This window comes from Caballeronia sp. INML1, from assembly GCF_023631085.1.
In the GTDB taxonomy this organism is placed as follows: domain Bacteria; phylum Pseudomonadota; class Gammaproteobacteria; order Burkholderiales; family Burkholderiaceae; genus Caballeronia; species Caballeronia turbans.
Genome location: NZ_JALQDT010000059.1, coordinates 206625 through 221601, shown reverse-complemented (window position 1 = coordinate 221601; position 14977 = coordinate 206625). Strand labels below are relative to the sequence as shown.

The window sequence follows — 14977 nt, the reverse complement described above, 5'->3', positions numbered from 1 at the left end:
GCGAAGTGAAAAAAGCGCGGCATTGCCGCGCTGCGAAAATTACGACGTGCCGGGTTTATCGCGTTCCCGCGCTTCTCAGCGAGATTCCGTCCGGATGGGGATTCGCGTCGTTCATGTCTTCCGGAAGAAGGTTGCCGTCCGCGAGCCGCTGGTCCGCTTCCGCGATCTCCGGATAACGCTCGGGATAGAGATGCCGTTCGCTGATGGCGGCATCGAACGTGCGTGACCATTTCGCGATCACGACCGTCGCAAGGCTGTTGCCGATGGTGTTGCATGTCGCGATCGCCATCGACATGAAGCGGTATACGCCGAAGATCAGCGCGAGACCTTCGACGGGAAGGATGCCCGTCGACGTGACGGTCGCGGCGAACACCACGAACGATCCGCCCGAGACCGTGGCCGCGCCCTTAGACGTCAGCAGCATCAGCAACAGAATGCCGATCTGATGCTCGAGCGTGATCGGCACGCCATATGCATGCGCGATGAACATCACACCCATCGACATGAAGATCGACGTGCCGTCGAGATTGAACGCATAGCCAGTCGGCAGCACGAGCCCGACGGTCTGCTTCGCGCAGCCGAGCCGTTCGAGCTTGATCAGAAGACGCGGCAATGCGCTTTCCGAAGAAGCCGTGCCGAGCACGATGAAGATCTCGTCCTTGATATAGCGCAGGAAGCGCCAGAGGCTAAAGCCCGCGAGCCTGGCGATGATGCCCATGACCACGACGATGAACAGCACCACCACCGCATAGAAGCTCAGAACGAGTTGTGCGAGCGCGACCAGCACGGCCGTGCCGTTGCTGCCCACCGAGTACGCGACGGCGCCGAACGTGCCGAGCGGCGCGAGCTTCATCACGAGGTTGATGAATGAGAACAGCACTTCGGAAACGAGATCCAGCCCTTCGTTGATGCGCATGCGGCGGCGCTCGGGAATGGCGAGAATGCCGATACCGACCATCACGGCGAGCACGACCACTTGCAGCAGCTCGCCTTTCGCGAACGCGCCGATGAAGTTGTCCGGCACGACATGCATCACGAACTCGGTGAAGCCTTGTGGCGCGGCCTTGGCGGCTGTCACAGGCACGGCGCCGACCGTGACGGATGTCATCGCCTTGCCCGTTTGCAGCAGATTGCCCGCGAGCAGGCCGACCGCGAGCGCGATAGTCGACACGACTTCGAAGTAGACGATCGATCTCCAGCCGACGCGCCCCGCGCTCTTCACATCGCCCGCCGAAGCGATGCCGTGCACGATCGTGAGAAACACGAGCGGCGCGACGCCGGCCTTGATGAGCGCGAGAAAGATATCGCCGAGCACCTTCAGTTGCGCGCCGAACTTCGGAAAGACGAGACCGACCGCAATGCCGATCACGAGCGATAAAAGCACTTGCATGCCGAGCTTGCGATACCACGGCAGCTTCTTCGGCGGTGCGACGGTCGTGTCGTCGTGTGAGGCGTGTTCGTTTTGCATCGCATGCTCCTCCATGACCTTCGGTAATCAGATGTCTCTCGACAGCGCAATGGCCCGATCCACCATTTGCGGCGCGAGACCGAGATAGTTCGCGGGATCGGTCATGCGATCGATCGCGGCGCGGTCGAAGTGCTTCGTCACCTCGGGCAATGCAGCGAGCGCTTCCGCGAGCGTGCCGCCTCGTTCGTTCACCGTGCGGCATGCGTCGTACACGATGTCGTGCGCCTGCTGGCGTCCCGTGTAAGGCGCCATGCCCATCATCACCGCTTCCGCCACGATCAGGCCGCGGCTGATGCCGAGGTTATGCTTCATGCGCGCTTCATCGACGATCAGGCCGCCTAGCGCGAACTTCGCCTGATGCAACGCGCCCGACGTGAGAATGAAGCTCTCGGGAATCGCGATCCATTCCGCATGCCACGGCCCGGTGGCGCGCTCGAAGTCCTGGATCATCGCGTCGACCATGAGCCCTGCGTGTTGTCGCACCGCTTTCGCCGCGGCAAGCATGAGTTCGCTCGAAATCGGATTACGCTTTTGCGGCATGGTGCTGCTCGCGCCGCGTCCCTTGACGAAGGGCTCGTACACTTCCCCGAATTCCGTCGACGCCATGATCATGATGTCCATCGCGATCTTGCCGAGCGATCCGGTGACGAGCGCGAGCAGGTTGACGGCCTCGGCGAATCCATCGCGCGCGACATGCCAGGTCGTCGCGGGCACGCCGAGCTTCAGCTCATCGGCGAGCGCCTTCTGCACCGCGAAGCCGTTGTCTGCGAGCGATGCCAGCGTGCCCGCCGCGCCCGCGAATTGGACGACGGCCACGCGCTGACGCATCTGCGCGACGCGTTCCTGATGTCGATCGAACATTGCGAGCCAGATCGCGACCTTGTAGCCGAACGTGACGGGCAGCGCCTGCTGCAAATGCGTGCGGCCGGCCATCGGCGTATCGCGATACTTCTTCGCGAGGTCCGCGAGAATCGCGCGCAATTCGCGAATGTCGCCCTCGATGGATTCGAGCGCATCGCGCACTTGCAGCGCGACAGCGGTATCCATGATGTCCTGCGTCGTCGCGCCCCAATGAACATAACGTCCGGCGTCGCCGCACATGGCGACCATCTGATGCACGAGCGGCAGGATCGGATAGCCGACGATGTCCGTCTCCTCGCGCATGTGATCGAAGTCGATGCGCTCGATCGTCGATTCGCGCGCAATCACTTCGGCGGCCTCCGCCGGGATCACGCCCGTGCGCGCCTCGGCCTTTGCGAGCGCCACTTCGACGTCGATATAACGCTGCACCAGCGCGTGATCCGAGAACAGCGCACGCATTTTCGCGGTGCCGAAGGCGTCGCGAAACAGCACGGAATCGAACACGGTGCTGGCGAGGGGAGAAACGGAAATTGTCATCGTGACCTCATGTTCAAACGAAATAAACGGGGCAGGACATGCAATATGTCCGGACATATGCAGATTAATATGTTCGAACATATCGATCAAGCTATGATTTACCCTGACCACCCGAAAACATCGCCATCACAGCATGAACAGACCGCATTTCGCCGATATCGCGCGCGAGCTGACCGAAGGAATCACGTCGGGCCGCTTTCCCGTGGGCTCCTATCTGCCGACCGAGCTGGAACTTCGCGACCACTATCAGACGAGCCGGCATACGGTGCGCGCCGCGTTGCACGAGCTGCAGCAACTGGGCCTCGTGTCGCGGCGCAAGAATGCGGGCACGCGTGTCGAGTCGATGCAGCCGCGCAATGACTTCCGCCCGTCACTCGCGTCCGTCGACGATCTGGTGCAGTTCGGCTCGGAGCACTTGCGTCTCGTGCAATCGACGCAGCACATCGAGGCATCGGCACGGCTCGCAAAGACTTTGCGCTGCGCGCAGGGCACGCCGTGGCTGCGGGTGTCGAGCTTGCGTATCGACGGCGACAAGGACAGCCCGCCCCTCGGATGGACGGACGTGTATATCGATCCGGCATACGAGGATGTGGCCGAAGCCGCGAAGCAGAATCCGGACACGCTCATCAGCTCGCTGATCGAAGCGCGCTATGGGCGCTGCATCGACGAGATTCAGCAGGACGTGCGCGCCATCAACGTGCCGGCGGAAATGGCGCGGCGCCTGCGCGTGGAGGCGGGAACGGCTGCCCTCGAAATCGTGCGCCGCTATCTCGATGCGAGCGGCGCGACGTTCGAAGTGTCGGTGACGGTGCACCCGGCGGAGCGCTTTTCCGTGTCGATGCGGCTCAAGCGCTCGCAAGGCTGAACGCATCGTCCGGAAGCCGGGAACGCGGGTTTCCGACGTGACATCCAAGCGGAACAGGTCGAAGCGACGACTACGCACGATGACCCCGCGCCCGATGACGCACTCGCGCGTTCCCAAGTTCGGGCGCTGCTCGAACGCAAGCTCGACGAATTGCCGGAGCTATTTCGCATCGTGTTCGTGTTGCGTTCGATCGAGGAGATGAGCGTCGAGGAGACCGCGCAGTGGCTGAACATTCCCGAGGCGACGGTGCGCAGCCGGCATTTTCGCGCGCGCAGCATGTTGCGTGAAGCGCTGGCGCAGGCATTCGATCTCGCCGAACGCGACGTGTTCGACTTCGGCGGCGCGCAGTGCGATCGAATCGTCGCGAGCGTACTATCGGCTTGTCGTAGTGAATGCGATGCGCGTTGAAGGTCAGCGCCGAATAGCGCAGCAGCAGCGCTTCGTCGGGCACGATGTCGCGCTGCCATCGCGCGTCGCGGGGCGCGGCGGTCGGGGCCGGTGCAGGCGCGCCGGGCGCGGCCGGCTCGCGATACACGATGTCGTGCTCTTCTTCGATCGCGGTGACATCGCCACAGCAAATGCGATGGCCGACCGTCACGAAACCGAGCTTGCCCGTGCGGCCTTGCTTTTCGCTGACATCGAAGATGCTCGATTCGCGCGTGATGCGTTCACCGACGATCACCGGCGCGGGAAAGCGCAAACGCCCGCCGGCCCACATGCGGCGCGGCAGGCCGAGTTCCGGCAGGAAGCTGCCTTTCCTTGGATGCCCGTCCTCGGCGATGAGCGATTGCCTCACGATCGGCCTGAAGAAAATCCAGTGCCACAAGGGCGCAAGCGCGTCGCCTTCGTTCGGCGCGGCATCGTAATCGAGCGTGGTGGCGAGCGCCGCGACGGAGGTGGGCGCGACGATATCGGCGGCGCTTTCCGTTTTCATGGTGTCGTCTCCGTTGCTGGAGCCGGCCAGCGGATCCTGGTGGATAGGCAGACTTTAAGGAAATGTTTCGCTGAGTGGCAATACCCGTTTCATGTGCCGGGCAGAGGATCAACCTGTTCACGCTTGCCCGCGAGCGGACCGCGGCACGATCCATAACGCCGAGGCATCGATCCGATAACCTGCAAGTCATTTTTCGCGGGAAGTCCGCCCGCTAACATGCAATCCATCTTATCCATATGAATTGCACAAAGGAATCGGACCATGTACGTCATCACCGGAATCACAGGACAAGTCGGCGGGGCGCTCGCACACGCGCTGCTGGAAGCGGGCAAGCCCGTTCGCGCTGTCGTACGCGATGAGAAGAAGGGCGCGGTCTGGTCGGCGCGCGGTTGCGAGCTTGCCCTCGCCACCATGACCGACGCCGATGCGCTCGCGCAAGCCTTCGAAGGCGCCGAAGCCGCGTTCATTCTCCCGCCGCCGGAATTCGATCCCGCGCCTGGCTTTCCGGAAGCACGGGAAGTCATCGATACGATCGTCGCGGCTGTGGCGCGTGCGAAGCCGCGCAAGATCGTATGTCTGTCGACGATTGGCGCGCAGGCCACGCAGACCAATCTGCTGACGCAGCGCACGCTGCTCGAAGAGGCGCTCAGCAAGCAGCCGATACCCGTCACGTTTTTGCGTCCGGGCTGGTTCATGGAGAATTGCGGGTGGGATATCGACTCGGCGCGTAACGAAGGCATCGTGCATTCATTTCTGCAACCGCTCGATCGCGCGATTCCGATGATCGCCACCGACGATATCGGCGAACTCGCGGCGAAGCTCATGCAGGAGCAATGGGCGGGCGTGCGGATCGTCGAACTGGAAGGGCCGCGGCGCACGAGTCCGGATGACATTGCCGCCGCATTCGCGCAAGTGCTCGGCAAGCCGGTGCGCGCACAGGCGGTCCCGCGCGAAACGTGGGAAGCACTGTTCGTGGGCCAGGGCATGAAGTACCCGATGCCGCGCATTCAAATGCTCGACGGTTTCAATCAAGGCTGGATCGACTTCGAAGGTCACCGGGAAGCGATCGTCAAGGGCAAGACGCAACTCGTCGACGTGATTCGCAAGCTTGTCGCGCGTTGATTGAAACGCGTGTCATGCTTCAGCCGATGTCGCTGACATGCGGAATCAGCGCCGCTTGTCCGCGATACACGCCGTCCCGATCGAACAATTGCCACACGGTCGCGCGTTCGATCCAGAAGCGTTTGCCGGATTTCGTGACGCGAACGCCGCGATAGCCGTCGACATAGCCATCGCGCGTTACCTGTTCCAGAAACGCCTGACGTTCGCTGCGCTCGGGCGCCTCGGCCGACAGGCGCGACGGCAACGCAGTCAACTCGTTCCAGGTATAGCCGAACAGGCGTTGCGCGCGCAAGTTGCCGTAGACGAAGACCGGATCGGGCCGGGTGTCGTGCGCGAGGATGCCGAACGGTGCGTCCTCGTAAAGCCAGCGCGCGGCTTCGGCGGGCGTCAGGTCTTTATCGGGAACGAGCGGCTTGCGCAAGAGGCGCGCATAGCTTTCGCAAAGGAGCGTGACGAAGTCGGGATCGGTTGGCTGCATCGTGCGGAGTGCCTCGAATGAGCGGAAAAATAGCACCTTACTCGTTCGCTCGCGTTTGCGCACGTTCGAGGTTCGCACGGGGTTCATGGACTCTGGGTTGGCCGATCGCCGCTCATATCGACTTGACTTCGCCGCCGTCCATTCTCAGCGTGCTGCCCGTCATCCATTTTGCGGCGTGCGACACGAGGAACGCCATCAACTCCGCGATCTCTTCCGGCGTGCCGTAATGCGCGATACCCGTTTCGACTGGAAAACGCGCGATTGTTTTCAATGAACGACGACCATCTTGCCGTTGGCTTCATTCGCTTCCATCACGCGATGCGCTTCGTGAATCTCGTCGAACGAAAAGACGCGTGACGGCTTCGCGTTGAAACGTCCCGCGGCAACGTCTGCGGCGATGGCTTGCAGCGGTACATCGGACAGCGGAAAGCCGGGCGTGCCGAACACGAAGCTGCCGAAGAAAGTCAGATGCACACCGCTCGACATCTGCAGCAGCGGATTGAAATCCGCAATCGGCGCAAGGCCGCCGAGCCAGCCCGCGAGACACGCGCGTCCGCCGCGACGCAGCATCGCGAGCGAGTCGAGGATCGTGCTGTTGCCGACGAGATCGAGCACCGCATCGATTTCTTTCGCTTCCGTAATGCGCTTGCTCAACGCAGGCCCTTCGAGTTCGACACGCGACACGCCCAACGCTTCGAGCTTCGCGATGCGATCGCGATTGCGCGTCGTCGCGATGACCTTCGCGCCCGCATTCACCGCGAGATTCACTGCGGCCTGCCCGAACGATGATGTGGCGCCGCGGATAAGCACGGTTTGCCCTGCCTCGATCTCGAGATTGCGAAAGAGACACGTCCACGCCGTCGCATAGGTTTCGGGAATGGCGGCCAGTTCGGCCCAAGGCAGATCGGATTCGATCAGCGCCACGTTCGAAACCGGGGCGCGCGTGAATTGCGCATAACTTCCGTTGATCGTGCGCCCGAGGCCGCCCATCAACGCGGCCACTTTCGCGCCGACGGGAAACTCGCCGCCCGGACACGACTTCACGATGCCCACGCATTCGATGCCGCTCACTCTCGCAGCTTCGGCCCATTCGCCGCGCCGCATGTGCATCTCGGCGTGATTGATGCCGAATGCCTTGATCTCGATGACGACATGTCCGTCCAGCGGTTCCGGATCCGGAATCTCGGCATACACGAGGCTGTCGATTCCGCCGAACTTGTCGAGCACGATTGCACGCATGATCTTTCTCCTGTAACGGATGAGCGCGGTGAAGGTCCGCGTTTTAGTGAGCGAGGAATTCGGTGATGGCTGCCGCGATCTGCGCCGCGTGCGTTTCGAGTGCGAAGTGGCCTGTATCGAAGAAGCGCACGTCCGCATGCGGGATATCGCGCCTGAATGCTTCCGCGCCCGGCGGCAGGAAAAACGGATCGTTCTTGCCCCACACCGCCAGCAACTTCGGCTGATGCTCGCGGAAATAGGCCTGAAACGCGGGGTATAGCGCGACGTTGTTGCGGTAGTCGCCGAAGAGATCGAGTTGTACTTCATGCGCGCCAGGGCGGCTCATGTAGTAGTCGTCGAGCGCGTAGCCATCCGGTGAAATCGTGGAGAGGTCGGGCACGCCGTGCGTGTATTGCCACTTCGTCGTCTCCTTCGTGAGCAGCGCGCGCAGCGCATCGCGGTTCGCTTGCGTGGGCGCTTGCCAGTACGCGCGAATCGGATTCCAGCCGTCGCTCAATCCTTCTTCATAGGCGTTGCCATTTTGCGAAACGATCCCCGTGATGCGCTCTGGATGCCTGAGCGCAAGACGAAAGCCGGTCGGCGCGCCGTAATCGAAGACATATACCGCATAGCGATCGAAGCCGATCACTTCGGTAAAGCGATCGATCACGTTCGCGATGTTATCGAACGTGTACGAGAACGCGTCGCGGCTCGGCATATCGGACAGGCCGAAACCCGGAAGATCGGGCGCAACGATATGAAAGCGCTCGGAGAGCAGCGGAATGAGATCGCGAAACATGTGGCTCGAACTGGGAAAGCCATGCAGCAAGAGCAGTTTGGGGCCGTCTGCCGGACCGGCTTCGCGATAGAACACGTTGAAACCGTCGACGTCGATATGACGATGCGCAATGGTGGACATGAGCGTTTCTCCGCAGGGTCAGGAAAAGTTGTGTAACCGTTAAAAGCCTGTGAAGAAGGTTACGGATGAACGCCGTAACTTGTCAAGAGTATTTTTAGTGGTTACGATGGGGGCATCCTAGAAACACGTCTGAATTGCAAAATGGACTACCGCCCCATCCCGGCGATTTTTGTGGCCGACGCGCCCGGCCTCCATTTCCTCAACTCGATCGCGACGCCGGTCGATGAGCCCGTCGACTGGATCGGCGATGGCGAAGGCTTGCTGTCATGGCTTGAACAGGCGGAACTGGTGCCCGCCGACGTGCTGGCGCAAATGCGTTCGCAAATCGCGCCTGCCGAGCTGGACGAGGTCGCAGCAAAGGCGCGCGGACTGCGCGAATGGTTTCGTGCGTTCGTGCGAAAGAGGAAAGGGCGGCCGTTATCGGCGAAGGATCTGGCCGAACTCGAGCCGCTAAACAGCGTGTTGCAGCGCGACGAGCAACATGCGGTGATCGTCGCCGATGCGAATGCTGCAAGCGGTCTCGCGTTCAGCATGCAGCGACGTTGGCCGAACGCCGAATCGCTGTTGATGCCGGTGGTCGAAGCGCTTGCGAAACTCGTCTGCGAAGAGGACTTTACTTACGTGAAGGCGTGCGAAGGCCCGAAATGCACGCTGCTTTTCGCGGATCACACGCGCGGGCATGCGCGGCGCTGGTGCAGCATGGCCATCTGCGGGAATCGGGCAAAGGTTGCCGCGCATCGGGCACGGCTCAAGGAGAGTGAAGGGCCGTCGCGGGCATCCAATTGATCGATGCGCGGACGAACGTTCATGCGGGGATTCGGCTCGCCAGACCAGTCGCACGAACTTTCAGATTTAACTTCGCGGCGGCTTGGGTATATGTTTGATAGGTGCGCGTTTCATGCGCACCTGGTTCACCTGGCGGCTGTATCGTCAGGCAGCGGCAAGTCTTTCGTTGAAGGAGAAAGTCATGAAGACCTTCCTCGTTACGACCACGCTCGTGGCCGCCTTTTCAATCGGAACTCTGACTCAGGCACAAGAACCCACCGACACATTGCAGTCCATTCCCGCACCCCGCCAGCAAGACGTCCAAAGCACACCAATTTCCGGCGACACCGCATACGGCGGCGTGGCGATGGGCCAGAGCGCGAGCGGGCGAACATCGAACTGGACTGGCGCCATGTCGAACAACTGCGCGCCGCGACCATTCTGCAACGTCTATTCGGGCGGCCAGTAAGCGCGATGTCGGCAGGGCGGTCTTTTCGGGGCCAGATGCTTGTCCGATGAGGCCGCCGCCGGCGGCCACGAGGTCGTCACCGGAGGCTGTTAAAATCCGGGTACGTTTTCTACAGGCACGATGTGATGGGCTTCGAACAACTCGCCGGACTGAAAGAGCAACTCGCAAAACAGGCTGCAAGCAATGCAGCGAAGAAGAAGGCGCCGCGCGCGCGGCGTCCCGCGCCGCCGGCTGCGTCGAAGCCGGCCGATCCCGCTAAGTCCGCGAAATCCGGGACTCCATCGAAACCGGTGGACCCTGTCGTGCATACGATCGGAAAGCTGCAGAAGCGGTTTCCGCTCGCGTTTCCGAAGAATCCTGCGCCGAAGGTTCCGCTGAAGGTCGGCATTTTCGAGGATCTGATGACGCACGCGGAGGAGCTCGGGCTCAACGAGAAGGAACTGCGTAGCGCGATCAAGGTCTGGTGCCGCGGCAATCGCTATTGGACCTGCCTCGTGCAGGGCGCGCCCCGAATCGATCTCACGGGCGGCGCGGCCGGCGAAGTTTCGGCGGCGGATGCGGAACGCGCCGTGTACCTGGAAACGAATCGCCTCGCGCGATCGGCTCCTGCGCCGAAGACCGAGGAAGCGGCCAAGTAACGCGACGCGCCGCGCGCGGTCCGACCCGCGCGCGTCATTGCCCCTTTTCCTTTCGTACGCTTCGATTTCAGATCGAACGCATCGCATGTCTTCTGTATTCGCGTGACTCCGCCTTGTGTCGGAGGCGGTTTGGCGTGGCTGAAATTGATTCGGTATCCAAAATATATAGAACGATTCGCGTTGGCCAGCTTTGTCCCTTCTCGCAACTAACTGTCAATGACGCAAACCGACTTCGAATCAGGCCCGGTGATTGCATACAGGGAGGAAACGCAAAGGAGACGCCATGTCCGAAAGTCGCCATCCAGACGCCTGCAGAGTGGGCGTCGCCTTCATCGAAGCGCAACTGACGACGCTCTACGCTTACGCGAGCCTCTTTTCCGACTGGATCGAGCACGGTGCGCCGCCGCCGGACTTCGCGAAGGCACAGCCCTTACTTGCGCGCAAACGTTCGCATCCTGAAGCGCATACGCATAGCGAAGACGGCACGCCGACCAAAAGCCCGCAGCCGCAAGACGCGCTGTCGTGGCCATCGTTCGACACGGCTGAAAAGCGCATCGCTTTTGCGCTGCTCGTCCCGTGCACGAATGCAATTCTTGCGGTCGCCGAGTACTTCGATCTTCACCGGTTATCCGCGTCGCGCGCGCCCGAAGTGCAATTTCTCATGCGTCTGCGTGATGCCGCTGTGAACGGCAATACGTTCAGCCTCGCTGCCGACGAATACAGACCACACGCCGCGTACGCCGGGCTGATTGTCGATAACACGCTGGACGGCACGCTGCTCTTCAGCGATGGTGTCAGGCCCGGCTTCGTCGAATTTGGCGATACGGTCGGCTTGCTTCGCTATCTGACGAAGCTATTGAAGAGCATGCAATCCGTGATCAGTTCGGGCGATGCCGGATAACGCTGCAGAAACGCGTCAACGCGGCGCGCTCGTGAAAGCGCACTGCAAGGCGCGCGGTTTGCTGAGGTCATCGGTGACATCATCCTGTCATACGAAAATGGACCAATCACTGAAGTGCCTTCGGGAACGAATCGCGAAACAGATTGCCGCGCGTGAGGCGGCGCTTGCGTCGCTGCGCGAAAACGCACAAGCCGCGCCCACGAAACACGATCGTGAGCGGATTCTTTTGACGCTCGCCGTGCTCGACGAGGAGCTCGCCGGCTGGAAGCAGATCGCTGCCCGCATCGAGCAGACGGTTCTGTTCGAGCCGCGCAATCATCGGGCGATTCGCATGCCCGCGCTGCGATAGGCCCGCATATTCGTTTCGATCCCTGCGACACACGCGTCGCGCATTCCGGTCAGAATGAGCGGTGTGCGCGCGTTTTTCATGGAGTAGCGCAATGTCCGCTTCCAACGGCAATAACGACACCCCCGTCTGGTTCATCACCGGCTGCTCGACCGGCTTCGGCCGCGAACTGGCCGGCGCCGTGATCGACAAGGGCTGGCGCGCCGTCGTCGCCGCCCGCGATCCGGCGAGCGTCGCCGATATCGTCGAACGCGCCCAGGGCCGCGCAATCGCGGTGCCGCTTGACGTCACGCACACCGACCAGATCAAGTCTGCAATCGACGATGCCTACGCAGCATTCGGCCATATCGACGTGCTCGTGAACAACGCGGGCTTCGGCTATCTCTCGGCAGTCGAAGAGGGCGAAGACGAAGAAGTGCGCGCGATGTTCGAAGTGAATTTCTTCGGCGCCGCCGCGATGATCAAGGCCGTGCTGCCGCGCATGCGCGAGCGACGCTCCGGGCATGTCGTCAACATCACGTCGGTGGGCGGGCTCGTCGGCAATCCGGGCAGCGGCTATTACGCGGCGACCAAGTTCGCACTCGAGGGCCTGGGCGAAGCGCTCGCCCGCGAGACCGAAGGGCTCGGCATCAAGGTCACGGCGGTCGAGCCCGGCCCGTTCCGCACGGACTGGGCAGGCCGGTCGCTGAAACAGACGCGCGGGCCGATCGACGATTACGCACAGACCTCGGGTAGCCGGCGCGCGGCCATCGCGGAGCGCAGCGGCAAGCAGCCGGGCGATCCGGCGCGCGCCGCGCAGGTCATCATCGAAGCGGTCACGTCGTCCGAGCCGCCGGGGCATCTCGTGCTGGGCGGCCCCGGGCTCGAGCTCGTGCGCGCCAAATTGGCGAAGCTGACCGCCGAGATCGATGCGTGGCAGGCGCGCAGCGAGTGGACCGATCATCCGGGGCAATGATCATGAAGCGGCTTCGCGTGGAAGAACAGCATATCCTCGCGCTCGTTGCCGCCGATGCCGCCGCGCTGCACGTTACGCCGCCGCATGTGCGCTTCGTCACGGGCTGCGCCGGGCCCTGCTACGAAGCCTTGTTCAATCGCATTGATGTGGATCGCGCCACGCTGACGTTACCGGAGCCCTTGCTTCAGATCATCGTCGCGCACGAAGTCGGGCACGCGACGCAACGCAAAACGATCTTGCTCGATTTTGCATGGACCGTGCTTTCGGTGACGGCGCTCTTGTCGATACCCTGCATCGTTTTCGCGATCTCATCCGATGAAGATGTGTGGCGCGTGAGCCTCCCCGGACTCGCCTTCGTCGCGGCGTTCTTCGCGTGCGCGAAAATCTGGCGCGCGCGCGGCGCAAAACGCTCCGCCGCCTTCGAGCTCGATGCGGACGCGAAAGCGGCATCGCTTTGTGGCACGGCATCTGTGCTGGCGGCGCTCGAAGCGATGGCAACGCGCGGCCATATCGACGCGGCGCGCCTCGATGCAATGCGCGCACGTCTCGTCTCGAGCGGGCAATAGTTTCCGCGCGCGTGCGTCCATCAGACGCAATTGTTTGAAGTCGGGCTCGTGCCGCGCCAGGCCGCGGATCTCGTCGAACGCGCCGTGAGGGAGGAAGCGCTGCGTGTGAGCGAATCGCGCTTCAGGGCGCTGGTCGCATCCGGGTCGTATGCGGTGTATCGCATGAGCGCCGACTGGACCCGCATGCGCGCGCTCGACGGTCGCGGCTTTCTCGCGGACACCTTGTCCGAGAACGCGGAATGGCTCGGTACTTACGGTCGTCCCGAGCATCAGCCCGTGCTGCGCGCGATCGAAGCGGCGCTCGCATCGCGGAGCCTGTTCGAGCCGGAGCATCGCGTGGTGCGCGCGCATGGCTCGCTGGGCTGGATCTTGTCGCGCGCCGTGCCGATTTGCGCTAACGACGGGCAACTCGCCGAATGGCGAGCATCACATCGCGGTGGATCGCTTGCGCAACATCTCGTGAAGCCCATCGATGTCGATGTGCCCGAACGCGTGCTGAGTCTCGCGGCGCACCGTATCCAGGCAAGCTGATATCGCGCCGGACGGCGCCAGAAGAAAATGTACGGGCGTCCATAACGGACGCCCGTGCGTGTGTGAGCAGTGCCGCTTATTGCGATTGCGAGGCGGGCGGCGTCGACTTCTTGTGATGATGCTTCTGGCCTTTCTTGTGATACGCGGGCCGCGGCTTGTTGTCGGGGTACTCTGCGGCCGCGAATGACAGCGTCGGCGCCGCGAATGCCGTCAGCACCAAAAGCACGAGGGATTTTTTCAAGGACGTTTTCATCGGAGACTCGCTTGGAGGAGATGGCCTTCGAAAAGGCAAAGCAACGCGTGGGCCGTTGCTTCGCACCGCAAGAAACAAAAGACTCGATATTCCGCTTCAACCTGGGGTACACCGGCCGATCACGCTCATGCGTGTGTGAGCCGGGCGGCAACGTCACGCTCGTTCCGTGTCTGCGCCGCTGAGGCAACAGTATATTGCACAAAAAACTGCAATTCATCAGCGGGCGTGCATAAGACTTTGACGCAGCGGGATATTTGCCGGTTGCAGTGCGCCGGCATGCGTGCGTTCGCTGCCTGCCGTCTGCGACAAATGTCATTGACTGCATCTACTATCGTGCCTGTTCTCAACTTAGGGGCGACCCAGTGAAACAAGATGACATCCGCAGGAATGCGTTCGCCATGCCGGTGCACAATCCTGCTTATCCGCGCCCGCCGTTCCGCTTTCTCAATCGCGAGTACTTCATCATCTCCTATGAGACCGATCTCGATGCGTTGCGCGCCGTGGTCCCCGAGCCGCTCGAAGTCGACAACGGTCTCGTGCACTACGAGTTCATTCGCATGCCGGATTCATCCGGCTTCGGCGATTACACCGAAAGTGGCCAGGTGATCTCCGTCATCGATCCGGATGGCCGGAAGGGCAGCTACACGCACGCGATGTATCTCGACGACGAAGGGCCGATTGCGGGCGGCCGCGAGATCTGGGGCTTTCCGAAGAAGCTCGCATCGCCGCGTCTTTCAGTCGACGGCAAGGACACGCTGCTCGGCACGCTCGACTACGGCACGCAGCGGATCGCGACGGGCACGATGGGCTACAAGTATCGTCCGCTCGATCTCGAAGCCGAGCGCAAGAAGCTCGCCGATACGCCGAACTATTTGCTGAAGGTGCTGCCGCATGTCGATGGCACCGCGCGCGTGTGCGAACTGGTTCGCTTCTTTCTGCGCGACGTGAGCGTGCTCGGCGCATGGGAAGGCCCGGCCGCGCTGGAACTGCATGCGCATGCGCTCGCGCCCGTCGCGGATCTGCCGGTGCGCAAGGTGGTCGGCGCGCGGCATGTCATCGCGAATCTCACGCTCGATATCGGCGAAGTCGCCTATGACTATCTCGCGCCGCCGGATGAGCTCAGGCTCGCCGTCAATCAATAACTTCGAATC

At 62.2% G+C, this 14977-nt stretch carries 18 protein-coding genes and 2 pseudogenes; 12 read left to right on the top strand and 8 right to left on the bottom strand.

Going from position 1 to position 14977, the window contains the following annotated elements:
* Window positions 1-55: 55 nt before the first annotated feature.
* The gene (locus NCR38_RS23975) at window positions 56-1468 is read right to left on the bottom strand and encodes a cation:dicarboxylate symporter family transporter (protein WP_250477702.1); all 1413 of its coding nucleotides are present in this window, start codon (window positions 1466-1468) and stop codon (window positions 56-58) included.
* A gap of 27 nt (window positions 1469-1495) precedes the next feature.
* A complete protein-coding gene (locus NCR38_RS23970) occupies window positions 1496-2866 on the bottom strand; it encodes an adenylosuccinate lyase family protein (RefSeq protein ID WP_061117211.1) in 1371 nt (456 codons plus the stop codon).
* 133 nt (window positions 2867-2999) lie between these two features.
* Here NCR38_RS23970 and NCR38_RS23965 point away from each other — a divergent pair, with 133 nt between their 5' ends.
* Both NCR38_RS23965 and NCR38_RS23960 read left to right on the top strand, forming a co-directional pair.
* A complete protein-coding gene (locus NCR38_RS23965) occupies window positions 3000-3731 on the top strand; it encodes a GntR family transcriptional regulator (protein ID WP_250477701.1) in 732 nt (243 codons plus the stop codon).
* A gap of 51 nt (window positions 3732-3782) precedes the next feature.
* Window positions 3783-4139 (top strand): annotated as a pseudogene (locus NCR38_RS23960) (sigma-70 family RNA polymerase sigma factor); the annotation flags it as partial.
* A 229-nt stretch (window positions 4140-4368) separates the two neighbouring features.
* Here NCR38_RS23960 and NCR38_RS34520 read toward each other — a convergent pair.
* Window positions 4369-4449 (bottom strand): annotated as a pseudogene (locus tag NCR38_RS34520) (hypothetical protein); the annotation flags it as partial.
* A 477-nt stretch (window positions 4450-4926) separates the two neighbouring features.
* Here NCR38_RS34520 and NCR38_RS23950 point away from each other — a divergent pair.
* The gene (locus NCR38_RS23950) at window positions 4927-5787 is read left to right on the top strand and encodes an NmrA family NAD(P)-binding protein (RefSeq protein WP_061117208.1); all 861 of its coding nucleotides are present in this window, start codon (window positions 4927-4929) and stop codon (window positions 5785-5787) included.
* Between the two features lie 19 nt (window positions 5788-5806).
* Here the strand turns inward: NCR38_RS23950 and NCR38_RS23945 are convergent, their stop codons facing one another.
* The 4 genes from NCR38_RS23945 to NCR38_RS23930 all read right to left on the bottom strand — a co-directional run bounded on the left by NCR38_RS23945 (window position 5807) and on the right by NCR38_RS23930 (window position 8402).
* A complete protein-coding gene (locus tag NCR38_RS23945; RefSeq protein ID WP_061117207.1) occupies window positions 5807-6265 on the bottom strand; it encodes an MEKHLA domain-containing protein in 459 nt (152 codons plus the stop codon).
* A 112-nt stretch (window positions 6266-6377) separates the two neighbouring features.
* Entirely contained in the window at window positions 6378-6536 is a 159-nt protein-coding gene (locus NCR38_RS23940) for an SDR family oxidoreductase (RefSeq protein ID WP_250477700.1), read from the bottom strand.
* Window positions 6533-7504, bottom strand: coding sequence for a zinc-binding alcohol dehydrogenase family protein (locus tag NCR38_RS23935; protein WP_061117206.1), 972 nt, complete (start codon window positions 7502-7504; stop codon window positions 6533-6535). The genes NCR38_RS23940 and NCR38_RS23935 overlap by 4 nt, the downstream gene beginning before the upstream one ends.
* A 43-nt stretch (window positions 7505-7547) precedes the next feature.
* Window positions 7548-8402 (bottom strand): alpha/beta fold hydrolase, encoded by an 855-nt coding sequence (locus NCR38_RS23930; protein ID WP_061117205.1) that lies wholly within the window; start codon window positions 8400-8402, stop codon window positions 7548-7550.
* A gap of 141 nt (window positions 8403-8543) precedes the next feature.
* Here NCR38_RS23930 and NCR38_RS23925 point away from each other — a divergent pair, with 141 nt between their 5' ends.
* The 8 genes from NCR38_RS23925 (at window position 8544) to NCR38_RS23890 (ending at window position 13573) form a co-directional block, all read left to right on the top strand.
* Window positions 8544-9188 (top strand): CGNR zinc finger domain-containing protein, encoded by a 645-nt coding sequence (locus NCR38_RS23925; RefSeq protein ID WP_061117204.1) that lies wholly within the window; start codon window positions 8544-8546, stop codon window positions 9186-9188.
* Between the two features lie 112 nt (window positions 9189-9300).
* Window positions 9301-9636 carry a hypothetical protein gene (locus NCR38_RS23920; RefSeq protein WP_061117203.1) on the top strand — a complete coding sequence of 112 codons (336 nt, stop codon included), beginning with the start codon at window positions 9301-9303 and terminating at the stop codon, window positions 9634-9636.
* 125 nt (window positions 9637-9761) lie between these two features.
* Complete coding sequence (locus NCR38_RS23915) at window positions 9762-10274, top strand: ProQ/FinO family protein (RefSeq protein ID WP_061117202.1); 513 nt, start codon at window positions 9762-9764, stop codon at window positions 10272-10274.
* Window positions 10275-10557: 283 nt separating this feature from the next.
* Window positions 10558-11175, top strand: coding sequence for a hypothetical protein (locus NCR38_RS23910; protein ID WP_250477699.1), 618 nt, complete (start codon window positions 10558-10560; stop codon window positions 11173-11175).
* Window positions 11176-11272: 97 nt separating this feature from the next.
* The gene (locus NCR38_RS23905; protein ID WP_086960869.1) at window positions 11273-11524 is read left to right on the top strand and encodes a hypothetical protein; all 252 of its coding nucleotides are present in this window, start codon (window positions 11273-11275) and stop codon (window positions 11522-11524) included.
* A 91-nt stretch (window positions 11525-11615) separates the two neighbouring features.
* On the top strand, window positions 11616-12476 hold the full coding sequence (locus NCR38_RS23900) for an oxidoreductase (RefSeq protein WP_061117199.1): 861 nt from the start codon (window positions 11616-11618) through the stop codon (window positions 12474-12476).
* 2 nt (window positions 12477-12478) lie between these two features.
* On the top strand, window positions 12479-13042 hold the full coding sequence (locus tag NCR38_RS23895; protein WP_250477698.1) for a M48 family metalloprotease: 564 nt from the start codon (window positions 12479-12481) through the stop codon (window positions 13040-13042).
* 30 nt (window positions 13043-13072) lie between these two features.
* Window positions 13073-13573 carry a PAS domain-containing protein gene (locus NCR38_RS23890; RefSeq protein WP_061117197.1) on the top strand — a complete coding sequence of 167 codons (501 nt, stop codon included), beginning with the start codon at window positions 13073-13075 and terminating at the stop codon, window positions 13571-13573.
* 76 nt (window positions 13574-13649) lie between these two features.
* Here NCR38_RS23890 and NCR38_RS23885 read toward each other — a convergent pair whose 3' ends face one another.
* A complete protein-coding gene (locus tag NCR38_RS23885; protein WP_250477697.1) occupies window positions 13650-13826 on the bottom strand; it encodes a hypothetical protein in 177 nt (58 codons plus the stop codon).
* 362 nt (window positions 13827-14188) lie between these two features.
* Here NCR38_RS23885 and NCR38_RS23880 point away from each other — a divergent pair, with 362 nt between their 5' ends.
* The gene (locus NCR38_RS23880) at window positions 14189-14968 is read left to right on the top strand and encodes an acetoacetate decarboxylase (RefSeq protein ID WP_311394676.1); all 780 of its coding nucleotides are present in this window, start codon (window positions 14189-14191) and stop codon (window positions 14966-14968) included.
* Window positions 14969-14977: the final 9 nt, after the last annotated feature.